The organism is Micromonospora pisi (assembly GCF_003633685.1).
GTDB lineage: Bacteria > Actinomycetota > Actinomycetes > Mycobacteriales > Micromonosporaceae > Micromonospora_G > Micromonospora_G pisi.
This window is the reverse complement of sequence record NZ_RBKT01000001.1, coordinates 6,922,292-6,945,346: the sequence shown is the minus strand read 5'-3', so window position 1 is coordinate 6,945,346 and position 23,055 is coordinate 6,922,292. Positions and strand designations below refer to the sequence as shown.

The following is a 23,055-nucleotide window of genomic DNA, read 5'->3' as shown; positions in this document are numbered from 1 at the left end:
CACCGGACGACCACACTCGGCAGCAACCAACGCCGCCCGCGCCTCCGACGGCGCACTGTCGACGCAGGAGACAGAGGGAACTGCGGTAGCGCGCGCCGGCTGCGGCAGAGCCACGACAACCGGAGCGACGAGCAGGAGCCCAAGGAGCCCGGCAAGTCTCCGGAAAGAGGAGGTGGATACCAGGTGGGACAGCATCAAGATTCCCTTTGTAGTGGCAGCAAGAAATTGGCCGGCGGACGGTGGACGTTCGTGGGAGAAGCGTCGGCGGTTCACTGCCCAGCACGACCTGCCTGGGGCGATGTCCGACCGGAGTACAGGTTCCGTACCTCCCGGTCGGACATCGCCCCGGCGAAGGCCCTCACCTGGTCGATCGAGCCGGAAAATGGCGCCAGTGTCTGGCCGTAGAAGGCCCGGCCCACACTGAACGGGCCTGTCGCATTCCAGGCCGCTCCGGCGTGAGCGGTGATTCCGGCCAGGACACCATCGACGTAGATGCTCGTGGTGGCTCGGCCGGCGTCGAAAACAAGGGTGAGATGCGTCCACTTGTCGACGACCGCCGTGCTACCACTCACGCCACTGCCCGGACGGCTACCGCCATCCTCGTGGTACATCCAGACGCGCCACCGGCCGTCGGGCTGGTTGTAATAGAGCATGAAGCGCGACAGGTTGTTCCCCTGCTGGGAAAGGACTACCTGGTCACGATCTGTCCGCGCCAGCTTCACCCAGGTCGAGACAGTGAACGACTGGTCGGTACGCACGATCGGCTGGGTCGTGGCGGCGTAACCGTTGCCGTCACCGCTGCCGCCGTACCCATCCGGTTGTTCCTGATTGAGCCACAACGCGTCGTTGTCGTCGTGCGCGTCCCCGGTGTAGCCGGCCGTCTGCTCGGGCGAGTACGGGTCGGTGCACCCGTACAGCCGCAACGACTGCGACCAGTAGCTGTCACTCGTCTCCGTACCGCACCCGGAAAGCAGACCACCGTTGAAGTCCCACGAGGCAACCTCCGTGGGCGCCAGGATCCCGGCAACAGGGTCCGTTCCCGTGGCGTCATCGCCGTCACTGCCCAACAGATCGTCCGGAACGATCACCCGTTGCCAGGCTCGTACCTCGGTGATCTCACCCGGCCACTGACCGATCATGAGCGGAGTGCCGCCGGGTGGGGTGTACTTGGCAGCCCCGATCGTCATCGGGCCATTCGCGTTCCACGGGTTCGCGGACCGGGCCGTGGAGCCTGCCAGGGAACCGTTGACGTAGAGCTGCATCGTGCGGGTGGCCGAGTCGTATGTGGCGGCAAGGTGTACCCATCTGCCCACGTCCGCTGAGGTGACGAGTGCGGACGAATTCGCCGTATCCCAGGTGGTCCCCTGGTCAAGGTCGGCTCCGTGCATCGCGAACGACCACCTGGGTTGGACGCCGTCGGTCCGGTAGCCGAGATAGAACCCGCTCTGCTTCGAGCCGGATTGTCCCAGGACCGTCCGATTGCCGATGTCCAGGTCGACGTCGGGATTGTTGGGGGCGATGTCGGCGAGACGTACCCATGCGGCCACGCTGAACGACTTGGAGGTGTCCAGTACCGGCCCGGCAGTCGTGAGGTACGACGAGGCGTTGAACGAGGCGACGCTCTCGCCGATGATCCGGACGTCCGGTGCCCATGTCACGCTGCCCACCGTGCTGAGGTCGGCATCGCCCTGGGTGTCGGTGAGGTTGTGTGCGTCGATGCTGTCGAGCGGCCAGTTCGCCACGGGGGCGGACGGGGCGTTCACCAGGAAGCTGTAGGCGTTGGTGTCGCTCTGCTTGTCCGCACCGTCGAGGCTGTACACGTTCAAGGTGTTGTAGCCGTGGCGAGGCGGGGTCAACGTCACGGTGTAGGAGGCGCCCCGTGACACGGTCACCGTGGTCATCGGCTGCGGGCTGCCGGACCATCCGTACACGTACCGCGTCACATCCTGGACCCCGGCAGTGAAGGTGAACGCCCCAGAGATGCCCGGTCCGCCACGGGCGACACCGTCGTTCGGGTACGCCGACGAGGACACGCCCGGGCGCGGCGGCTTCGCCGTGTCGACCGTGAAACGACACCACGGTGACCAGTCCGGCGACTCCACCCCGGCCGCGTCCCTGGTCTTCACCCGCCACTGGTAGGACTTGCCCTCTGAAACGGCACCGAGCACGAATGCTCCGGACTCGCCGTAACTGTTGCCCGGCTTGACCTGTCCGGTCCTGCTCACCACCGCACTGGACGGCAGCTCCTGGTACTCGAAGAACCCGGTCAGGCTGTCCCCGGCTCCGTCGGCGTCACCGTAGTACGCCTTGAATACAGGAGACGACGTGCCGATGGTGGCACCGCATGCCTGACCCGAGGTGCTGAGGTTGCTCGGCACGGTGGGAACCGAATCGTAGGTCACCTCGAGCCAGCCCTTGTCGGTGAAGAATCTCTTCCACCGCTGCTGGTTCGATTCCTGGCCGCCGTTCGTGTCACACGCGCACAGCCCGACGGTATAACCCGTGTATCCCGAATCCAGGGCCCATTGCAGATCGCCCTTGATCGTCCCGCTGAACTCGGCGCGCATGTCGTCCTGGAGCGCACCGCACCCGCCGGTCTCGTTCGCGTGGCCCGACCACGACGCCACCGAAACCCCGGGCAACGGGCGGGCTGTCCAACTCATGCGCCCACCGCTGTTGACGGTGATCCCACTCGTGCGGTACATGGTCACCGGCGTCGAATCACACGAGTAAGAGTGGTCCAGGGTCAACGCGACATACGCCGACAGGATTTTCTTGCCCCGCAGCGGCGTCGTGACGAATTCGAAGAATGAACGGTACAGCTCACCGGAACCGGTATCGGCCGGCTCGCGGCCCACCCGGGCCGAGGTGCCGTCGTTGTTCTCCCCGTTGCTCGTCGCGTACGCCCACTTCGACTGGAACTTCTCGAACGGCGGATCCACGAACACCGGGTACGTCACTGCCGGGTCGGCCAGCAGCTTGCTGTCCGGCACCACCGTCAACTGCTCGCCGTCCAGCGCCAACGCCACCGGCGCGATCCGCGACGTCACCGCAGGCTCCACCGCCGTAGCCGGCTCACCCACCGGCACCGCAACCCGACCCGACGCCCACGCAGCCGCCACCGCCGGCAACACCTCACCAGCACGCGCCGGGTCACTCGACGAATCCCACATCCGCGCGGCACCGGATGTAGCCACCACACCGCCACCGGAACCGAGCAGCCGCAGAGTACCGTCACTCGCCCGCTCCACCCGCGTATTGCCGCCGGTGACGTAACGCAACTGCCGAACCGCCGGATTCTTCGCCGCCGCCGGCGTCAACAACTCCACCGAATGCGTATAACCCTCAGCCGTCGCCGTCACATGCAGATTCACCCCGGAAAGCACCGACTCGTACGTCGCCGTCGCACCGCTCACCTTCGGCACCGGCAACGCACCCAACGGCCACGACAACGTGAACGTCGAAACACCCTCCCGCCACGTCACCAACGGACCCGACCCACCGGCGGAAAACGACACATCGGCAAGGGTGGCGGCCGGCTTCAACGAACCGTCGGCCTGACGCACCAGATCCGGCGAAATCGGCGCCCACGACCCATCAGCCCGCCGAACCCGCTGCGGCGCCACCGACGCCTGATACCGGAACCCACCCTCCGCCAACGCCACCACCTGAGTCATCTCCGTCAGAGACGACTCCACCACCACCGGACGACCACACTCGGCAGCAACCAACGCCGCCCGCGCCTCCGACGGCGCACTATCGACACAGGAGACAGAGGGCGCTGCGGGGGCTGCGGCCGTCGCGGGCCCAGCGGCACCGACAATCACGGTTCCAGCTGCCAGCACCAACGCCAGCGGCCAGGCCAGCCTGTAGAAGGGCAGGGCAGAACCCACACCGAACGGCATCCAATTCCCCCGTGCTCGAGCACCTCAAAAGTCAAGGAACGGTAGGGGGGCTCTCAGGAAACTGTCAACAGTCCACTACCGACAGTTGCTCAACGTAGTTTTCCCAGGAAGATGCCAGGCTACGTACCGGTAGCTTTGACGGAACGAACGGAGCGTGCCTTACCAGGGCCCTACCGTTACCCAGACGGTGATCTCGTTCACGCTCGGCAACGACGGTCGATAACCCTCTGAAATGCTCCGGTAACGGCACACTGACCAGCCGAGAACCGGGAGATCGCCACCGTCCGTGATCAACTAGACGATGGCAGCGACGTCCCGGATCAGAGAAGAGACCGCTACGAGGGCGGGAAAGGCTCAGCGGCGGGCGGCGAGCGCGGCCCGCATCGCGGCGACCGGCGCCGGTACGCCGGTGAACTGCTCGAACTGGCCGACCGCCTGGGCCAGCAGCAGATCGAGTCCGGAGACGATCCGGCAGCCGGCGGCCTCTGCGGCGCCGGCCAGCGGGGTCGGCCAGGGGTCGTAGAGCGCGTCGAAGAGGACCGTCGACGGTGCCCAGGTGATCTGCCCGGCGAGCGGATCGGCGACGCCCTTCGGCACGGTGGAGATCACCACGTCCGCGGTGGCATGCTCCGCCGCTCCGGCCCAGGCGCCGGGCACCAGCGCGATCCCGAGCGCGCGGGCCACCGGCAGCAGCTCGTCGACCGCCTCGGGGCGCCGGGCCACCACGGTCACCCGCTTCGCGTCCAGCTGCGCCGCCGCGGCCAGCGCCGCCCGGGCGGTGCCACCGGCGCCGAGCACGGTGACGGTGGCACCCGCCGACACCCCAGCCGCCCGGAGCACGGTGACCATGCCGGGGACGTCGGTGTTGTCGGCGTACCAGGAGCCGTCGGGGCGGCGTACCAGGGTGTTTGCGGCACCGACGGCGGCGGCGACCGGCGAGACCGCACCGGCCACCGCGAGCGCCACCTCTTTCAACGGCATGGTCAGCGACAGCCCGGCCCATTCGGCGCCGAGGCCGACCACCAGGTTCGGTAGCTCGGCCTCGGCGCACTCGATGGCGGTGTACGACCAGCCGGTCAGCCCCGCCGCCACGTAACCCGCGTTATGGATCACAGGGGAGAGCGAGTGCGAGATCGGCTTACCGAGCACTGCGGCCCTGCGGGCGGACTCGGTCAAGAGATGATGCCGGCCTCTCGTGACTTGTCCATGTTCCTCTCATGCTCGGCGTACGTCTCGGCGAATTCCGAGTGGCCCTCCTTGTCGGTCGCGACGAAGAAGTACCAGCCGCCCTTTGGCGGGTCCATCGCCCCCTGCATCGCGAGCTTGCCTGGGTTGTTGATCGGCGTGGGGATGAAGCCCTTGAGCTTGCGGTTGTACGGGTTCTTCGGGTCGTCCATCTCGGCCGCCGTCATGTCCTTCGACGCCTTGGTCGGCTTGCCCTGCACCTCGAGCCAGTAGTTGACCGTCACGTCCATCTCGAAGCACTCGCACGGCACCTCGGCGTTGGGCTTGAACAACCGGTTGTAGGCGACCCGGGAGACCTTGCCGAGGTCGTCGGGGTTACCCGCCTCGGCCTGCGCCAGCGAGGCCACGATCAGCGCCTCGTACGGGCTGATGTCACCGAGCTTTTCCGGCACCGTGTCGGCGAACTTGATCTGCCCGGTGACGGTCAGGAACCCGTCCACCATTTCCTTGAGAATCGTGTCGGCGGTGGCGTTCGGCGGCAGGTCATAGGTGTCCGGGAAGAGGAAACCCTCGATCGACGGGGTGACCTTCTTGTTGTCGCTGCGCTTGAACCACCAGTCCGGGACACCGAGCTTGAGCGGGTCCTTCGCCGCCGCCTCGAAGTCCGCGACCGGAATCTTGGTCGCCTCCGAGAGGAGCTTGTAGACCTGCTTGGCGCTCCGACCCTCCGGGATGGTGATCTTGTTTGTCACCCTGCTCTTGGGGTCGAGCAGCATGTTCAGGGCCGCCGCCGCCGACATTCCCTTGCGCACCTGATAGAAGCCGGGCTGAATCTTCGTGGCGGCGTCGTTGCCGTCCGCGGCATTGACGAACGCCTTGCCGCTCTTGACCACACCGGCGCTGAGCAGGGTGTTGCCGACGTCGGCGAGGTAGTCGCCGTCCTTGATCTCGATCATCACCTGTTCGGTGCCGGTGCCCTCGTAGTCCGGGGCGCCGAACAGGCCCTGGACCCGGTCGAAGCCATACCAGGCACCGCCGCCGAGCACCCCGAGCAGGACGAAGGCGAGCAGCAGGGCGACGACCGTCTTACCCCGGCCGCCCTTGCCTTTCCGCTTCGGATCGCGCGTGCCACCGCGCCGGTGCTGTCCCTTCTCCGTCCGCTCGTCGAACGCGAGCTCCAAGTCGTCGATCATCTGGTCCGCCTCCGCTGCGCGTCTAGCCAGCTCTGCAGGATCTCCACCGCGGCCGCCTGATCGACCACGGCTCGTTGACGCTTTCCCCTGACGCCCCGCTCGGACAGCCTACGGGTAGCCACCACCGTCGACATCCTCTCGTCCGTGAGAGTCACCGGAACGGGGGCGATCACGTCGGCCAGTCGGGCCGCGTACGCCTTGGTGTGAATTGCGGCGGGGCCGTGCACACCGGCGAGGTTCACCGGAAGACCGACCACCACCTCGACACTTCCGTGCAGCTCGACGAGGCGCGCGAGTTCCGCGATGTCCGACGGAACCGCCTCGTCATCCGTGGTGAGATCACGGGCCAGGGTGACCAACGGGGTGGCGAGAATGGCGTCCGGATCGCAGACCGCCACGCCTACCCGCACCTTCCCGACGTCGACACCGAGTCGTACTCCGGGCGAAAAATGCCCCATACCGATTGACCTCCCCTCGCTGCATACGGAAAGCAGACCGCCGCGGTTCACGATCTGACCACGACGATCTGCCTCCGTGCAATCCATCACGCCTCGGCGATCGCCTTTTCCACGGCCCCGAGCAGGGCAGGTGCCTGCTCGGCCGGCACGCCACCGCCCTGGGCCAGGTCGGCGTTGCCGCCACCGCGACCGGAGAGCGCCGCCTTGACCAGGTCACCGGCGGCCAGGCCCCGGGCCTTCGCCGCCGCGTTGAGCGCCACCACCAGCGACGCCTTGCCACCGGAACGGGCGGTCACCGCGACCACCGCCGGACGGGCCGCGTCGATCTTGCCGCGGATCTCCTGGGCCAGGGTGCGTACGTCGTTGCCCGCCGCGCCCTCCGGCGCCTCGATGCCGACGTAGGCCACCCCGCGCACGTCACGGGCCCCGGCCGCGAACGCGGCAGCCCCACCGAGCACCATCTGCGCGCGAAGCTTCTCCAGCTCCTTCTCCGCGTCCCGCAGCTGGGACACCGTCTGCTCGACCCGGTCGGCCACCTGGTCGTTCGGCACCCGGTAGAGATCGGCCAGCCGGGAGACGAGCAGGTGCTCCTTGGCCAGGAACTGGAACGCGTCGATGCCGACCAGCGCCTCGACCCGGCGTACGCCGGAACCGATCGACGACTCGGAGAGGATCTTCACCAGGCCGAGCTGACCGGAACGGGAGACGTGCGTACCGCCACAGAGTTCGCGGGCGTAGTCACCGACCTCGACCACCCGGACCTCGTCGCCGTACTTCTCGCCGAAGAGCGCCATCGCGCCGAGCCGCCGCGCCTCCTCCTGCGAGGTGATGAACGCGTGCACCTCCAGGTCGCCCAGGAGCACCTCGTTGACCTGCTGCTCCACGTCGGCGAGCACGCTCGGCGACACCCCGGTCGGAGTGTTGAAGTCGAACCGCAGCCGCCCCGGCGCGTTGAGCGAACCCGCCTGGGTCGCCGACTCACCGAGGAAGTGCCGCATGGTCTGGTGCACCAGGTGGGTCGCGGTGTGCGAACGGGAGATCGCCTTGCGCCGGGTCACGTCAATCTCGGCCATCCCGGCCTCGCCGGTCCGCACCTCGCCCCGGACCACCCGGGCCCGGTGCACGATCAGTCCCGGCACCGGCTGCTGCACGTCGAGGACCTCGAGCTGCCCCCCGCCGACGGTGATCAGCCCCAGGTCGGGCTGCTGGCCACCGCCCTCGGCGTAGAACGGGGTGGTGTCGAGCACCAGCTCGACGGTCTCCCCCTCGCCCGCCACCTCGACCGGCGTGCCGCCCCCGCCGAGCAGTGCCCGGACCTTGGACTCGCGGCTGACCTCGGTGTATCCGGTGAAGGTGACAGGTCCGCCCTGGTCCAGCACGCCCCGGTACGCGGAGAGGTCGACGTGTCCGGTCTTGCGGGCCTGCGCGTCGGCCTTGGCCCGGGAGCGCTGGTCGGCCATCAGCCGGCGGAAGCCCTCCTCGTCGACCTTCAGCCCCTGCTCCCCCGCGATCTCCAGGGTCAGGTCGATCGGGAAGCCGTACGTGTCGTGCAGCTGGAACGCCCGCTCACCGGTGAGCGCCGGCTTGCCCGCCGCCTTCGACTCGGCGATCGCGGTGTCCAGGATCGTGGTGCCCGCCCGCAGGGTGGAGAGGAAGGCGTCCTCCTCCGCGTACGCGTACTGCGAGATCCGGTCAAAGTCGCTGGCGAGCTCCGGGTACGACGGCGACATGCAGTCCCGGGCCACCGGCAGCAGTTCCGGCAGCGCCCGCTCCTGCCAGCCGAGCAGCCGCACCGCCCGGATCGCCCGACGCATGATTCGCCGCAGCACGTAACCGCGACCCTCGTTCGACGGGGTCACCCCGTCACCGATCAGCATCAACGCGGTCCGGATGTGGTCGGCGACCACCCGCAGCCGTACGTCGTCCGGGTGCGACTCGCTGGCCGCGTGCCCCGAGTGGGCGCCATACCGCTTGCCGGTCAGCTCCGCCGCCCGGTCCAGGATCGGCCGCACCTCGTCGATCTCGTACAGGTTGTCCACACCCTGCAGGATCGAGGCCATCCGCTCCAGGCCCATGCCGGTGTCGATGTTCTGCGCCGGCAGGTCACCAAGGATCGGGAAGTCTTCCTTGCCGGTGCCCGGACCCCGCTCGAACTGCATGAAGACGAGGTTCCAGAACTCCATGTAGCGGTCCTCGTCGACCTCCGGACCGCCCTCGGCGCCGAACTCCGGCCCCCGGTCGTAGAAGATCTCCGAGCACGGCCCGCACGGACCCGGGATGCCCATGGACCAGAAGTTGTCCTTCTTGCCCCGCCGCACGATCCGTTCCGCCGGCACACCGATCTGCCGGTTCCACAGGTCGAACGCCTCGTCGTCGTCGAGGTACACGGTCGGCCAGATCCGCTCCGGGTCCAGCCCGAAACCGCCGTCCGCCTGAGACTTCGTGATCAGGTCCCAGGCCAGGCTGATCGCACCCGACTTGAAATAGTCACCGAACGAGAAGTTCCCGTTCATCTGGAAGAACGTGCCGTGGCGGCTGGTCTTGCCGACCTCGTCGATGTCCGGCGTACGGATGCACTTCTGCACCGACACCGCCCTCGGGTACGGCGCCGCCTGCTGCCCAAGGAAGTACGGCACGAACTGCACCATGCCCGCGTTCACGAACAACAGGTTCGGATCGTTGATGGCCGGCAGCGGAGCGGACGGCACCACGGTATGGCCATTCGCCTCGAAGTGCGCCAGATACCGCCGCTTGATCTCCGCCGTTTTCATCGGGAGCCATCCTCCGGGAAAATCTCGTGATCGCCGATCCGCGGGTCCCCGCGCAGCTCGGCGAATTGGTCGTCGAACGTCTCGCCCGCGGCGAACGCCTCGTGAATCTGCTGCTCACGCTCGGCCATTCCGGCCCGAACGTCGTCGATGAAACTACGGAACGATTCGACCGCGCCACCGGCCGACTCCGTCAGCGACGTGGCGATGCCACCCGGTGTGTACGACTGGGCGGTGCGGGTCACCTTTCGGACGACCAACGCACCGACGGCAAGCCCGATGCCCAGCCAGAGCAAACGCCTCATGGCCCTATCCTCTCTCCCCGGTCCGGCGGTACCGGAACCAGGTCAGCGGCCCTCGCCGCGCTTGGCCGCCCGGCGCTGCTGCTTGAGCGTGGCCCGTACCTCGCGGTCCTCCTCGGCGTTGCGCCGGGCAGCCGCCGCCTTGCGCACGCCGTAGCCGAAGGCGGCGACCTTGACCAGTGGGTTCGCCGCCGCGGCGGAGACGACGGTGGCGAGGTTGGCGACGTTCGCGGTGACGTTCTGCGCGTGGCCGGTCATGGTGTCGATCTTGGCGAGCTGGATGTTGACCCCGTCCAGCGAGGTGTGCACCTGCGTCAACGCGACGTTCACGTTCTCGATCGTGGCGTTCGCGTTGCCGAGCAGGGGCGCCGTACGGTCGTTCAGGTCGTTGATCGCCCTGGTCGCGGCGTCGACCGTGTGCCGCAGTCGCAGGATGGGCACGACCAGCGCACCCACCAGTAGCAGGAACGCCGCCGCAGAGACGAGCGCGGCGATCTGTCCAAGGGAATACACCCGTGTTCTCCTCTACCGAACCGTTTTAGCGGACCGTCTCGTCAGACGCGCCCAATCGGACGCGCCGTACCAGCAGCAAACAAAGCGGCACCGGATACGTAACGCCGCACTCCGTACCAACAGGCAGACCCTACCGTCCGTGACGAATCCCGTCTCACGACGGTGGGGCGGTCAGGTCGGCGAGCGGATCGTCGGTAATGATCGGATCGGGGTCCTCGCCGGTGAGCGAGGGATCCGTACTCGGCTGGGGCTTGACCCGATCGTCGTCAATCGCATTCCGTACCTTGATCGAGACCACCGCGCCCTCGCACTTCGGCGGCTCCCCACCGGGAGAGGCGGGTGCCTCCTCCTCACCGTCCGGCGGATCCACGGTCGGACGGGCGTCGAGCGGGTCGGTCTGGCAGGTCGGTGGGCGAACCCAGAGGTCGAGGGTCAACTCGTCCCGCCGCCAGCAGGTGTAGTGCCCGTCGACCGGCTGCTCCGGGCAGGGCTTGACCTGCCAACTCTTCCAACCGTCAGCGGTGAGCGCCTCCTGGTACGCCTTCGCCGTCTCGTCGGCCCCCTGCTCGGACTCGGCGGTCCGTTCCCGGAACCGGCACTCGATCAGGCACCACCGGCTGCCGTACACGTCGTCCTCGACCTGCGCCGCGGCCCACTGCGGTACGGCGAGCGCGTCGAGCGCACTGAAGACCGGGTCGCGGGTCGCCGCCCGGATGCCGAAGTAGAGCGGAAGCGCACCGAGCACCAGCAGCGTGGCCAGGACCAGTGCGATCACCTTGAGGCGGCGCTTTTCCCGCATCTGCCGCATGATCTCGGAGCGGGGCGTCCGGATCTCGCCGGTCCCGGTCGTCGCGGGCCCGTCGAGCGCGTGGTCGTCGCCGGCCGGGCCGTCGGAGAGCGCCCCCCCGCCGGGTACGGCAGCGGATCGGACGACCGCCGCGGTCCCCGGGGCGACCGCCGCCTTGGCCACGGCCGGCGGGGTGGCCCCGCCCACCGGGTGTCCACCGGTCTGGTTCGGCCCGCCCGTCTGGGGTGGAATCAGCTGGTTCGGCGCGGTCATCGGACGCGGGCCCGGCTGGTTCGGCCCGCCCATCCGCTGTTGACCCGGCTGGTTCGGCCCGCCCATCGGACGCGGACCTGCCGGGTCCGGCCCCGCCGGGCGCGGCCCGCCGGGCATGTTCGGCCCGCCAGCCGGATTCGGTCCGCCCCCGGTGTTCGGTCCACCAAGCGGATTCGGTCCGCCCCCGATGTTCGGTCCACCAACCGGATTCGGTCCACCAACCGGATTCGGTCCGCCAACCGTGTTCGGTGCGGCGACCGACGCCGATCCGGCGACCGGCACGGAGGCGGCGCCTCGGCCCGCCGGTGTGGCACCCGGGTCACGCTTCGGCGGACCGGCCGGCGGCATCGGACCGGCAGGCATTCCACCGGCGGGCGTTCCACCGGTGGGCGGCATCGGACCGGTGGGCATGCCACCCACGGGCATGCCACCGGCGGGCGGCCGTGGACCGGAGCCCGTTGGCCGCGTCTGCGCTGCTCCCGGAGCGGTCGGCGGGGCAACCGGCGGCACCGCGCGGGCTGCCGCGCGTCCACCCCGGTCCGTCGGTTCGGCGACCGGCGGCACGGCGGCGGCGCCACGCGGACCCGCGGACCCCGGTAGCGGAACAGCCGCACCCGGTCCGCCGGGAGGTGCCACCCGGCCGGCACCACGCGGGTCGCCAGGGCCCTCACCCCGGTCCCGGTCAGGTCCGGGACCGGACGGCCCGGCCGGGTGACCCGGCGGATAACCGGGGCCGGGCGGACCGGGCTGGGGTCGGCCGCCGACCGGCGGCGCGTCGGCCGGGGCGGAGCGGCGTGGTCGTGGTTCCGGGCCGGTGGGAGCAACTCCCGGGCCACCGGGCACACGCGCGGCGCCGCCCGGGGCACCGGCCGGACGTACGGTCTGTTCGCCACGGGTGGGCCGCCGGATCCAGTCGGCGGGGCGGGCCGGACGGTTGCCACCCGCCGCCTGCTCCGACGCGTCCGGCGGACGGACCGCTGCCGCACCGGAAGCCCCGGTCGGGGGCAGTGACGGCGCGTTGCCGGACCGGGGCACCCTCGGGTCGTTCTGCTCGCCCACGATCGGCGCCCGGGGATCGGTCGGGTCGACGATCGCCCGACCGCGTGGATCGGTGGGCTCCGGAACACTCCGACCACGCGGGTCCGTGGGTTCCGGCATGCCCCGACCACGCGGGTCCGTGGGTTCCGGCATGCCCCGACCACGCGGATCCGTCGCGTCGGCGGCCCTGCGTCCGCGCGCCTCCGCACTCCTGCGCCCACGCGGCTCGTCCGAATCGACGCTCCGGTGTCCGCGAGGCTCGTCCGGGTCAGCGCTCCGGCGCCCACGGGCATCGGTGTCGTCCCGGGACGGGCCGTACCTGCCGTCGGGTGCCGGTCCGGTCGGGTCGACGGCCGGTTGGCCGGGTCGTCCGATGGCGGGGCCGCCCGGAACCGGTGGCGTCGCGACCGCGCTGCGCCGTCCGGTGGGCGGCTCCTCGGTACGCGGATCGACCGGCCGCCGGGACGCGTCCACCGGCGCCGCACCGTGCCTCGGCTGTGGCTCGCGCCCCTCCGGCGGCGCTGGCGGTCCGGTGTGGCGTCCCGCCTGACCAGGGTCAACGGGCAGGTCCGGCCGGCGGAAGCCGTCGGGCTCTCCCGGCCGACTCTCCCCGTGTCGGCCGGGCGGCGGCGCTTGCCGCTGGTCCGGCGGTTGCCGGTCGAACGGCGGCGGGACCCATCCGGCGGCGGTCGCCGGCGGTTCGGCTGGCGAGGCGGCGCGTCGGCCCGGTCGCTCGCCTATCGGGGCGGCGCCATCGGGCTCCGTCGGCCGTGACCGTCGGGACGGCCCGGCCGGATCATGTTCCTCCGGTTGCCGGGCCTCGGGCGGTACGGGCGTACCCGCCACCGGGCGTTCGGCGCGTACGGACGCGGTGCCGGTCAGCGGGTGTCCGACCGGCGGCACCACGGCGGCACGTCGTACCGGTGGTGCGGCGTCGGCGGCAGCGGGATCAACGCCGTCGGCCGGGCCAACACCGCCGGCCGGGCCGAGACCACGGCCGCCCCGACCCGCGTCGCGGCCACCGGGTGCCGGACCGGCCGGACCGGCCTCGGCACCTCCCGGTCCCAGGTCGGTCTGCTGCTGCTTGGCCGTACGGAGGTCGGCGATCCAGCCGAGCTCCTCGCCGCTGACCTCCGGCTCCTCGGGCACGCTCTCGGACTTGCCCCGGCCCCAGCGACGTCGTGGGGATCGAGGTTCCCGTTGCTCCTCAGTGCCGTCCTCGGGCAGGTCGGAACCGCGCGATTTCACTGGTGATCCTCTCCGGCAGGCACTCTGCCGTCGTCGTCCGCCGCCCGGTCCCGCCCGGTGCCGGTGCTGGTGGCCGTGCTCGTGCTCGCGCTGGCGGCCAGGTTCGTGCCGGCGCCCGCGCTGGTGGTCGTGTTCGTGGTGCTGCCGGCGGCCGGGCCGTTCTTCGCGGCGGGCGGGGCGGGTGTACCCCGGACGATGCCGCGCAGCAACGGGAGGCGGGTGGCGACCGCGCGCTCCGCGCCGTGCCCGGTGGGTCGGTAGTAGTCGACCCCGACCAGGTCGTCCGGGGCGTACTGCTGGGTGACGACGCCGCGCTGGTCGTCGTGCGGGTAGCGGTAGCCGGTGCCGTGTCCGAGGCCGCGCGAGCCCGGGTAGTGGGCGTCGCGCAGCGCCCGGGGCACCGAGCCGCCGCGTCCGGCCCGGACGTCCCCGCTGGCGGCGCCGATCGCCGTGGTGACCGAATTGGACTTCGGTGCGGTCGCCATGTGGATGACCGCCTGGGCCAGGTTGAGCTGTACCTCGGGCAGGCCGACGTACTCGACGGCGTGCGCGGCGGCGGTGGCCACGCTCAACGCGGTCGGGTCGGCCATGCCGATGTCCTCGCTGGCGAAGATGACGATCCGCCGGGCGATGAACCGGGCGTCCTCACCGGCCACCAGCATCCGGGCCAGCCAGTGCAGCGCGGCGTCGACGTCCGAGCCCCGCATGCTCTTGATGAAGGCACTGGTCACGTCGTAGTGGGCGTCGCCGTCCCGGTCGTAGCGGACCGCCGCCACGTCGACCGCCTGCTCGGCGGTGGCCAGGTCGATCTCGGTGCCGCCGAGGGCGGAGGCTGAACCGGCGGCCGCTTCCAGCGCGGTCAGCGCCTTGCGTACGTCGCCGCCGGCGAGGCGTACGAGATGGTCCTCGGCGTCCGGTGCGAGGGTGAGTGCCCCGCCCAGCCCGCGCTCGTCGGTCATCGCCCGGCGCAGCAGTTGGCGTACGGCCGTGTCGTCGAGGGGTTGCAGGGTGAGCAGTACGCAGCGCGAGAGCAGTGGCGAAATGACCGAGAAGTACGGGTTCTCGGTGGTCGCCGCGAGCAGTGTCACCGTCCGGTCCTCGACCGCGGCGAGCAGCGAGTCCTGCTGGGTCTTGCTGAACCGGTGCACCTCGTCGATGAAGAGCACGGTCGGCCGACCACCGCTGCGCCGCTCCCGCCGAGCGGTCTCGATCACCGCCCGGACGTCCTTGACCCCGGCGGAAAGCGCCGACATCGCCACGAACCGTCGTTCGGTCGCCCCGGCGACCAGGTGGGCGATGGTTGTCTTGCCGCTGCCCGGCGGACCCCAGAGGATCACCGACATCGGCGTCGTCCCGGTCACCAGTTGGCGCAGCGGTGCCCCTGGCGCGAGCAGGTGGTCCTGGCCGATCAGTTCGTCGAGGCTCGCCGGGCGCATCCGGACCGGCAGTGGCGCGTCGGCGCCGGGTACGGTGAAGCCATCGGCGGTGCCCGATTCCATGGACGCGGAGCGCGCCCCACCGTCACCGGTGAGGGAGAACAGACCGTCGGGCTCCATCACGAAGACATTACCGGCCCGGCCCCGGACGCTCGAAATGCGCCGATCCCGGGCCGGTTCGCGTCGGTCGACGGCTCAGCCCCGGCCGGGCCGCCGACCGCGCCAGCGTCCGCCGCCACCGCCCGGCGCCCGCCCGACACCGGCCAGGTAGAGGGAGAGGCAGAGCAGGCCGATCAGCAGCAGCGTGTTCCAGTTGAACAGGTCCGGCGCACCAAGATCACTATCGAAGAGGTCGAGCAGGAGCGCAAAGCCGAACACGCCGGCGGCGATGTAGGCGAACATGTCGGTCCTCCGAGGGGGTGGGGGTGGGTCGACCTGGCAATACCCCGTCGTGGCGCGCGTCAATCTCCATCGTGGAACCCGGGCCGGCAGGGCTAGAGTTGCCTTCATGATCACGAGAGCGACCCTGGTCAGGGGGCGGGCGGCGATCCTGGCCGCCGCCGGCGACCACCCGTACGCGCGGTTGTACGCGGGGCGGGACAACGAGCTGAGCGGCTACCTGCTCGACGACGCCACGATCTGGACCGGACCCGGCCCGCACGGACCCACCGGGTACGCGAGCGGCGACGCCGAGCAGGTCGTCGGACTCGCCGCCGACCTGCTCTCCGTCGGAGCCCTCGGCGACCTGCGCTGGCTACACCTGCCCCGGCTCGACGCCGGGGTGCTGGAGACGTACCTGAAGGTGACGCACCGCGACGACTGGGACTTCCGCTGGACGGTCACCCCGCCACCGGTCCAACCCGCCGAGCCACGGGTGGAACGCCTCACCGAGGCCGACCACGACGCGATCACCGACCTCGTCGACAGCTCCTTCCCGACCAGCACCACCCGTCCGGGTGACCCCCGGGTCCGCGCCTGGTACGGCATCCGGTCGGGTGACCGGGTGGTGGCGGCCGGGGCCGACCGGAGCCGGGGCGGCACCGGCTTCCTGGCCGGGATCACGGTCGCGGTCGACGTCCGGGGACAGGGGCTGGGCGCCGCGCTCACCGCCGCGATGACCCGTGCCCTGCTGGACGAGACCGAGGAGGTGACCCTCGGCGTACTGACGGAGAATCTCGGCGCGATCCGGCTCTACGAGCGACTGGGGTTCGCCGGTTCGATGCCGCGTACCTCGGTGGCGTTGGCTCCCTCGGCGCTTCTCGGCGCGGGCACCAGCGCCTGACCCGCTGCCCCGGCATCCGACACCGCCACCGGCCGCCGGCCGGCCCGCCACGCGGGCAGGTAGAGCGGTGCGGCGATGGCCAGCACGACCGCACCGACCAGCATCGCCGTGCTGACCGAGGTGGCGCCGGCCACCCCGGTCAGCACCACCCCGCCGAGCGCCCCGGCGGGCTGGGCGACCATCGAGTTCAGCGAGAGCACGCTGGTCCGGTACGGACCGTCGACCTGCCGGTGCAGCAGCCCCATGTGCAGCGGGTTCGAGGCACCGTGCACCAGGTAGCAGGCGAGGTACGCGGCGATCACCCCGATCGGCCCGGCCAGCAGCCCCATTCCGACCACCGTCGCGCCCTGGAGGATCCGTAGCAGCGCGGCGGTGGGGGCGACCCCGAGCCGCCGGGCGACCACCGGGGCGAGCGCCGCGCCCCCAGCGGAGGCGAGCCAGGCGACCGAGCCGGCGGGGCCGAGCAGCGCCGCCGCCCGATCCGGGTCGCCGATCACCTCGGAGAGGCGTACCGGCAGCAGGGTCTCGAAGGTGGTCATGCCGAAGCCCCAGAAGAGTTCGACCGCGACCAGGGCGAGCAGGATCCGGGACCGGCGCAGCAGCCCGAACGCGCCGCCGATCGCGACCGGCACCCCGCGCAGTGAGTCGCGCAGCGCGGTGACGCCGCGTGCCGGGCGGACCTCCGGCAGGAGCAGGACCAGGGCGACCAGGGCAAGGACCTGGAGCACGAGGGCGACCAGCACCGGTACGGTCATCGCGCTGATCGAACCGATCGGGCCGAGCGCCACCAGGCCACCGCTGAGCAGGGCCCCCGCCCCGATCGCCACGCCGACCACCGCGCCGCCGCCGCCCAGCCCCCGTTCCAGGTCGGCGTCGGAGTCGGCGGCCAGCATCGCGTCGACGTACCAGGATTCGAGGGGGCCGCTGTCCAGCGCCCGGAAGAAGCCCTGCAACACGAAGACGAGCAGGAGCAGGGTGACGCTGTCGGCGAAGGTGAGCAGGGTGAGCGAGGCGAGGCTGAGCAGGCTGGCCAGGATCAGGACCGGTTTGCGGCCGATCGCGTCCGCCAGGCCGCCGGTCGGCAACTCCAGCACCAGGACGACCAGCCCCTGCGCCGCCGTGACCAGCCCGACCTGCGGCAGGGTGAGGCCCCGTTCCAGCAGCAACAGGGCGAAGATCGGAATCAGCAGGCCGGTCGGGAGCCAGCGCAGGCCGAGCAGGACCAGATAGCGCAGTCGCACCTGGCGGACGGTCAACGTGGGCATCAGGACTCTCCCATCCACGGGAAGGCGGTCAGGTAGATCAGCACCTGCTCGGCGCCGGGGTCGTCCGGCACAGACTCGCCCCGGTAACGCTTGACCAGCTGCCAGATCTCCTCGGTGAGCTGACGGAGGCGGTCCGGTGGCAGGGTCACGACCGCGTCGTTGAACCCGGCCGCGCCGCGCCACGCGGCCGGGTAGTCGTGCTGGGCCGAGATCCACCGTTCGGCCTGCTCGGCGAAGAGCCGGAGTTGGTCGCGCTGGATCCAGTCCGAGGCGGCGCTGGCGTCGGGGTCGCCGTCGAAGTCGGTGGACTGCCACTGGCTGACCTCGTGCACCGCCCGCCACCAGCGCTGCCGACCGGTGCCCCGCTCCGGGTCCTCGGCGACGAGACCGACCTCGGCGAGCTGACGCAGGTGGTAGCTGGTGGCCCCGGTGTTCGTGTCGAGCGTCTGGGCCAGGGCGGTCGCGGTTGCCGGGCCACCGATCCGCAACGCGCCGAGCAGCCGCGACCGCAGCGGGTGCGCGAGGGTGCGGATCTGCCGGCTGTCCAGTTTGACGACACGGGGATCGGGCGTCACGCCCGGTTGTTCTCGCTCCACGGATGCACAATAACTGTGCACAGATCCTATGCACAATAGTTGTGCACAGGATCTGTGCGTCAGCGAGAAAGGTGGCCGGGAGGAGAGAGTGCGCCGTCAGGCGGTGAACAGCTCGCGTACGCCGCGCAGCCGGGTCTTCAGCAGGCCGGCGGCGCGGGAGCTGTCCAGCCGCACCTGCGCCGGACGGGTCAGACCGGTGGACGCGATCGTGGTCTCGGTCAGCCGGTCCGGGTCCAGGCCGTACCGCCGGGCCACCAGGCGACCCAGGTCCGCCCGGCTCACCGGATCAGGGCCCGCGACGTTGAGCAGACCGGCGTGGTCCGAGTCGACCAGTTCCAGCACCGCCGACGCCAGGTCGGTCACGTCGACCGGGCAGCGGATCTCGTCGCTGAACAGACGTACACCCGAGTTCGGGTCGAGTGCGTCGAGGCAGAGTTGGATCTGCCTGCTCCGCTCGTCCCCGACGATCAGCGACGTACGCACCAGCGCCGCCGCCGGGGCGATCAGGCGTACGGCGGTCTCGGCCGCCGCCTTCGCCGCGCCGTACGGGTACACCGGGGTGGGCGCCTCGTCGTCGCCGTACGGCTGCGGCCGACCGGCGTGCAGCGCGTCGCTGGAGAGGTGCACCAGCCGAGCGCCGACCGCCACGGCCGACCGGGCCAGGTAACCGGCCCCGTCCGCGCAGAGCGCCCAGTCCCCGTAGACGTAGGCGGTGTTCACCACCGCGTCCGGACGTGTCCGTCGCACCAGGGCGTCCACCGCCGCCGGATCGCGTGCGTCCAACGGCTGCCAGTCGACGCCGTCGACCTCGGCCGGCGCCCGGTGGTAGGTGCCGACGACCCGGGTGCCAGCGGTCACCGCCCGGCGGCACACTTCACCACCGAGATGACCGCTGGCACCGACGACGAGCAGGATCACCGCACCGGGCCGGTCCGGCTCAGACCGGCTCGACCGGCGCGGCCACGCCAGCGGTACCGGCGGTGGCGGGAGTCGGCGGCTTCGGCTTGGCGTCGATGCCGGCCTCGGTCCGCTGCTGGCCGGTGATCGGGGTCGGCGCCCCGGTCAGCGGGTCGTACCCGCCCCGGGTCTTCGGGAACGCGATCACCTCGCGGATCGACTCCGCACCGGCGAGCAGCATGCAGACCCGGTCCCAGCCGAACGCGATGCCGCCGTGCGGCGGCGGGCCGAACTTGAACGCTTCCAGCAGGAATCCGAACTTGTCGGTCGCCTCCTCGGGGCTGATGCCGAGCAGGTCGAAGACCCGGCTCTGCACGTCGCCCCGGTGGATACGGATGGAGCCGCCACCGATCTCGTTGCCGTTGCAGACGATGTCGTACGCGTACGCCAGGGCCCGGTCCGGCGCCTCCTCGAAGCGTCCCTCCCAGTCGGCGTTCGGCGAGGTGAACGGGTGGTGCACGGCGGTCCAGCCGCCCTCGTCCGTGCGCTCGAACATCGGCGCGTCGACCACCCAGCAGAACGCCCAGGCGGATTCGTCGATCAGCCCCGACCGCTTGGCGATCTCGATCCGGGCCGCGCCGAGCAGCTCCTGCGCCTCGCGCTGGTTGGCCGAGGCGGCGAAGAAGACCGCGTCACCGGGCTTGGCACCGACCGCGTCGGCGAGCCCGCCGAGGTGCGCCTCGGAGAGGTTCTTCGCCACCGGGCCCCGGGCCTCGCCGGTCTCCGCGTCGAGCACCACGTACGCCAGGCCACGCGCGCCGCGCGCCTTGGCCCAGTCCTGCCAGCCGTCGAGCTCCTTGCGGGTCTGTCCGGCACCACCGGGCATCACCACCGCGCCGACGTAACCACCGGCGTCGATCGCCCCGGCGAAGACCCGGAACTCGGTGCCGCGCAGGTAGTCGGTGAGCTCGGTCAGCTCGACGCCGTAGCGCAGGTCGGGCTTGTCCGAGCCGTACCGGGACATGGCGTCGTGCCAGGTGATGCGTGGGATCGGCGAGCTGATCTGGTGTCCGGCCAGCTCACTCCAGAGCTTGCGGACGATCGCCTCACCGAGGTCGATCACGTCGTCCTCGGTGACGAAGGACATCTCGATGTCGAGCTGGGTGAACTCCGGCTGCCGGTCGGCGCGGAAGTCCTCGTCCCGGTAGCAGCGGGCGATCTGGTAGTAGCGCTCCATGCCGCCGACCATCAGCAGCTGCTTGAACAGCTGCGGGGACTGCGGCAGCGCGTACCAGGAACCGGGCTGGAGCCGGACCGGCACCAGGAAGTCGCGGGCACCCTCGGGCGTCGACCGGGTCAGGGTCGGGGTCTCGATCTCCAGGAAGTCGCGCTCGTGCAGCACGCTCCGGGCGAGCTGGTTGGCCTTGGAGCGCAGCCGCATGGCGTTCGCCGGGCCGCTGCGACGCAGGTCGAGGTAGCGGTAGCGCAGGCGGATGTCGTCGCCGGCGACGACCTGGTCGTCCACCGGCAGCGGGAGCGGCGCGGCCTCGGAGAGGACCACCAGTTCGGTGGCGGTGACCTCGATCTCACCGGTCGGCAGTTCGGTGTTGTCGTTGCCCTCGGGACGGCGGGTGACCTCACCGGTGACCAGGACGCAGAACTCGTTGCGCAGCGCGTGGGCCGACTCCATGTCCTCGCGGAACACCACCTGCACCACGCCGGAGGCGTCCCGCAGGTCGACGAAGATCACGCCGCCGTGGTCGCGGCGGCGGGCCACCCAGCCGGCGAGCTTCACCGTGCTGCCGGCGTGCGTCGCGCGCAGGCTTCCGGCGTCATGGGTACGGATCACGACAGGGCTCTCCTCATGGGTCCAGGACGTTGCCCCTGCATTCTGTCAGGGCGGCTCGGCGCGTCCCGGGCCCTCCCCCGCACCACCCCGATCGGCCACAGCGACCACGGGGTATCCCGTCGGAACGTGGTCAAGATTACTCCGATCGGTCTGGTAGGGAATTCGGTTCCGCGAGTAGGGTCGGTCCCATGACTGTCGCGTATCCGCCCCAGTGCGCTGGGCCGATGACCGGCGTCGCGCCGGTACGCGGCTGTTGTTGTTGTCGCTGACCGTCTCGTCGTCAGCACCACCGTCCCGCCCCGCTTGACCCCGTACGGCCACAGCCGCCTTTCGGCCGGCCCGGCGCAGCGCGGCGCCGACGCGTAGGACCTCTCGCAGATCCGCCTCACCCCGCGTCATCCATCCCACCCGATGTTGATCTTCGCCATCGTGATCCGCCACTACCTGGAGCCGACAGATGCCCAGCCCCACCCCGGGACGTACGACACCCGGCCGCCATCTCCGCCGCCGACTCAGCCTGCTGACCGCGAGCGCCGCGATCGGTGCCCTGCTGCTGAGCGCCTGCTCCAACTCCGGTGACGGCCCGTCGGGCGGCGCCGCCGGCGCGAACCCGGACGCGACGATCACCATCGGGTCGCTGAACGAACCGACCACGCTGAACACCGTCAAGGGCGGCAACACCGGCCACGCCCAGGTGCTGCTCCGCAACGTGGTCGAGGGACTGACCGTGCTCACCGACGACGGCAAGGTCGAGCCGCTGCTGGCGAAGTCCTGGGACGTCTCGCCGGAGGGCACGACCTACACGTTCCACCTCCAGCCGGGCGTGACCTTCTCCGACGGCACCCCGCTCAAGGCCGCCGACGTGGTCGCCACCCTCAAGCGGGTGACCTCGGACGAGTCGACCAGCGCCCGCAAGAAGGACCTCTCGATCATGAAGACGATCGAGGCGCCGGACGACAGCACGGTGAAGGTCGGGCTCAGCCAGCGGTCGCAGTCGTTCCTCTTCTACCTCACCGCCACCGGGGCCGCGGTGACCAAGGCCGGTGCCGGCAACCCGGAGACGACCGTGGTCGGCACCGGGCCGTACACCGTCGGCGGCTGGAAGCAGGGCGACTCGATCACCCTGACCCGTAACGACAAGTACTGGGGCACGGCGCCGAAGAACAAGGAGGTGGTGTACCGCTTCTTCAAGGACACCACCGCCGAGAACAACGCCCTGCTCGCCGGCCAGCTCGACCTGGTGACCCAGGTGACCTCGCCGGACGTGCTCCCCCAGTTCGAGAACCGGCCGGAGTTCACCGTCGTCGAGGGCACCTCGACCACCAAGGAACTGTTCAACTTCAACGACTCGGTCGCCCCGTTCAACAACGTCGACGTACGCAAGGCGATCCGCCAGGCGACCGACCGCAAGGCGCTGCTGAACGCGGTCTGGGCCGAACGCGGGCAGATCCTCGGCTCGATGGTGCCGCCGACCGACCCCTGGTTCGAGGACCTGACCAGCATCGACGACCACAACGTCGAGAGCGCCAAGGCGCTGCTGGCCAAGGCCGGGTACGCGAACGGGCTCACCTTCACCGTGGACTACGTGCCGTCCGACTCGATCAACATCGTGGCGCAGGGGCTGAAGAGCCAGCTCGCCCAGGCCGGCATCACGATCAACCTGAACCCGATCGACGACGCCACCTGGACCGACAAGGTCTACTCCAACCACAACTTCCAGGCCACGATCATGACCCACGTCAACCAGCGTGACCTGGTCTGGTACGGCGACCCGAGCTTCTACTGGCAGTACGACAACCCGCAGGTCCAGCAGTGGGTGAAGCAGTCCGAGACGGCCGCCACCGAGGCGGAGCAGACCGAGCTGTTGAAGAAGGTGGCCCGGCAGATCTCCGAGGACGCGGCGAGCGACTGGCTCTTCCTCGACCCGGCGATCAAGGTCGCGTCCAGTGCGGTCAGCGGCTACCAGAAGAACCTCACCACGGACAGCTTCTATGTCGCCCCGATCAGCAAGCAGCGCTGAGTCCCCCGTCAGCGCCTCCTGGCCGGCCGGTACCCGCTCC

At 70.5% G+C, this 23,055-nt stretch carries 16 protein-coding genes; 2 read left to right on the top strand and 14 right to left on the bottom strand.

Annotated features, from left to right (window positions below):
• Positions 1 to 269: 269 nt before the first annotated feature.
• From BDK92_RS30065 to BDK92_RS30010, 10 genes are all read right to left on the bottom strand, one after another.
• Positions 270 to 3,677, bottom strand: a complete 3,408-nt coding sequence (locus tag BDK92_RS30065; protein ID WP_147457158.1) for a LamG domain-containing protein — start codon at positions 3,675 to 3,677, stop codon at positions 270 to 272.
• A 582-nt stretch (positions 3,678 to 4,259) separates the two neighbouring features.
• Entirely contained in the window at positions 4,260 to 5,081 is an 822-nt protein-coding gene (locus tag BDK92_RS30060; RefSeq protein WP_121159794.1) for a shikimate dehydrogenase, read from the bottom strand.
• A complete protein-coding gene (gene mltG / locus BDK92_RS30055) occupies positions 5,078 to 6,283 on the bottom strand; it encodes an endolytic transglycosylase MltG (protein ID WP_121159792.1) in 1,206 nt (401 codons plus the stop codon). Before mltG ends, BDK92_RS30060 begins: the two co-directional genes overlap by 4 nt.
• Positions 6,280 to 6,741: a Holliday junction resolvase RuvX gene (ruvX, locus tag BDK92_RS30050; RefSeq protein ID WP_121159791.1), complete on the bottom strand. Its 462-nt coding sequence runs from the start codon at positions 6,739 to 6,741 to the stop codon at positions 6,280 to 6,282. Before ruvX ends, mltG begins: the two co-directional genes overlap by 4 nt.
• 86 nt (positions 6,742 to 6,827) lie before the next feature.
• Entirely contained in the window at positions 6,828 to 9,512 is a 2,685-nt protein-coding gene (alaS, locus tag BDK92_RS30045; RefSeq protein WP_121159790.1) for an alanine--tRNA ligase, read from the bottom strand.
• Positions 9,509 to 9,814: a hypothetical protein gene (locus BDK92_RS30040; RefSeq protein ID WP_121159789.1), complete on the bottom strand. Its 306-nt coding sequence runs from the start codon at positions 9,812 to 9,814 to the stop codon at positions 9,509 to 9,511. The genes alaS and BDK92_RS30040 overlap by 4 nt, the downstream gene beginning before the upstream one ends.
• A 42-nt stretch (positions 9,815 to 9,856) precedes the next feature.
• On the bottom strand, positions 9,857 to 10,324 hold the full coding sequence (locus tag BDK92_RS30035; RefSeq protein ID WP_121159787.1) for a DUF948 domain-containing protein: 468 nt from the start codon (positions 10,322 to 10,324) through the stop codon (positions 9,857 to 9,859).
• A 154-nt stretch (positions 10,325 to 10,478) separates the two neighbouring features.
• Positions 10,479 to 11,132, bottom strand: coding sequence for a hypothetical protein (locus BDK92_RS41295; protein ID WP_425462325.1), 654 nt, complete (start codon positions 11,130 to 11,132; stop codon positions 10,479 to 10,481).
• A gap of 2,534 nt (positions 11,133 to 13,666) precedes the next feature.
• Positions 13,667 to 15,226, bottom strand: a complete 1,560-nt coding sequence (locus BDK92_RS30015) for a replication-associated recombination protein A (RefSeq protein WP_121159783.1) — start codon at positions 15,224 to 15,226, stop codon at positions 13,667 to 13,669.
• A gap of 75 nt (positions 15,227 to 15,301) precedes the next feature.
• Positions 15,302 to 15,508, bottom strand: a complete 207-nt coding sequence (locus BDK92_RS30010; protein WP_121159781.1) for a hypothetical protein — start codon at positions 15,506 to 15,508, stop codon at positions 15,302 to 15,304.
• 106 nt (positions 15,509 to 15,614) lie between these two features.
• Between BDK92_RS30010 and BDK92_RS30005 the strand changes: the two genes are divergently transcribed.
• The gene (locus tag BDK92_RS30005) at positions 15,615 to 16,388 is read left to right on the top strand and encodes a GNAT family N-acetyltransferase (protein WP_121159779.1); all 774 of its coding nucleotides are present in this window, start codon (positions 15,615 to 15,617) and stop codon (positions 16,386 to 16,388) included.
• Here the strand turns inward: BDK92_RS30005 and BDK92_RS30000 are convergent.
• The 4 genes from BDK92_RS30000 to aspS all read right to left on the bottom strand — a co-directional run bounded on the left by BDK92_RS30000 (position 16,298) and on the right by aspS (position 20,995).
• Positions 16,298 to 17,653, bottom strand: a complete 1,356-nt coding sequence (locus tag BDK92_RS30000) for an MFS transporter (RefSeq protein WP_121159777.1) — start codon at positions 17,651 to 17,653, stop codon at positions 16,298 to 16,300. The two genes, BDK92_RS30005 and BDK92_RS30000, sit on opposite strands and share 91 nt — an antisense overlap.
• Complete coding sequence (locus BDK92_RS29995; RefSeq protein WP_246017322.1) at positions 17,653 to 18,249, bottom strand: winged helix-turn-helix domain-containing protein; 597 nt, start codon at positions 18,247 to 18,249, stop codon at positions 17,653 to 17,655. The genes BDK92_RS30000 and BDK92_RS29995 overlap by 1 nt, the downstream gene beginning before the upstream one ends.
• A 96-nt stretch (positions 18,250 to 18,345) precedes the next feature.
• The gene (locus BDK92_RS29990) at positions 18,346 to 19,167 is read right to left on the bottom strand and encodes an SDR family oxidoreductase (RefSeq protein WP_121159774.1); all 822 of its coding nucleotides are present in this window, start codon (positions 19,165 to 19,167) and stop codon (positions 18,346 to 18,348) included.
• Positions 19,168 to 19,186: 19 nt separating this feature from the next.
• Positions 19,187 to 20,995 (bottom strand): aspartate--tRNA ligase, encoded by a 1,809-nt coding sequence (aspS, locus tag BDK92_RS29985; RefSeq protein ID WP_121159773.1) that lies wholly within the window; start codon positions 20,993 to 20,995, stop codon positions 19,187 to 19,189.
• 457 nt (positions 20,996 to 21,452) lie between these two features.
• On the opposite strand from aspS, the gene BDK92_RS29980 reads away from it, so the two are divergent.
• A complete protein-coding gene (locus BDK92_RS29980) occupies positions 21,453 to 23,015 on the top strand; it encodes an ABC transporter substrate-binding protein (protein WP_211349414.1) in 1,563 nt (520 codons plus the stop codon).
• The last annotated feature ends 40 nt before the right edge of the window (positions 23,016 to 23,055 follow it).

Coding starts and splice junctions, on each gene's coding strand:
- ruvX (WP_121159791.1), bottom strand. CDS start 6,741: ATGGGGCATTTTTCGCCCGGAGTACGACTCGGTGTCGACGTCGGGAAG.
- BDK92_RS30000 (WP_121159777.1), bottom strand. CDS start 17,653: ATGCCCACGTTGACCGTCCGCCAGGTGCGACTGCGCTATCTGGTCCTG.
- BDK92_RS30015 (WP_121159783.1), bottom strand. CDS start 15,226: ATGGAGCCCGACGGTCTGTTCTCCCTCACCGGTGACGGTGGGGCGCGC.
- BDK92_RS30005 (WP_121159779.1), top strand. CDS start 15,615: ATGATCACGAGAGCGACCCTGGTCAGGGGGCGGGCGGCGATCCTGGCC.
- BDK92_RS41295 (WP_425462325.1), bottom strand. CDS start 11,132: ATGCGGCAGATGCGGGAAAAGCGCCGCCTCAAGGTGATCGCACTGGTC.
- BDK92_RS29980 (WP_211349414.1), top strand. CDS start 21,453: ATGCCCAGCCCCACCCCGGGACGTACGACACCCGGCCGCCATCTCCGC.
- BDK92_RS30010 (WP_121159781.1), bottom strand. CDS start 15,508: ATGTTCGCCTACATCGCCGCCGGCGTGTTCGGCTTTGCGCTCCTGCTC.
- BDK92_RS30040 (WP_121159789.1), bottom strand. CDS start 9,814: ATGAGGCGTTTGCTCTGGCTGGGCATCGGGCTTGCCGTCGGTGCGTTG.
- alaS (WP_121159790.1), bottom strand. CDS start 9,512: ATGAAAACGGCGGAGATCAAGCGGCGGTATCTGGCGCACTTCGAGGCG.
- BDK92_RS30065 (WP_147457158.1), bottom strand. CDS start 3,677: ATGACTCAGGTGGTGGCGTTGGCGGAGGGTGGGTTCCGGTATCAGGCG.
- mltG (WP_121159792.1), bottom strand. CDS start 6,283: ATGATCGACGACTTGGAGCTCGCGTTCGACGAGCGGACGGAGAAGGGA.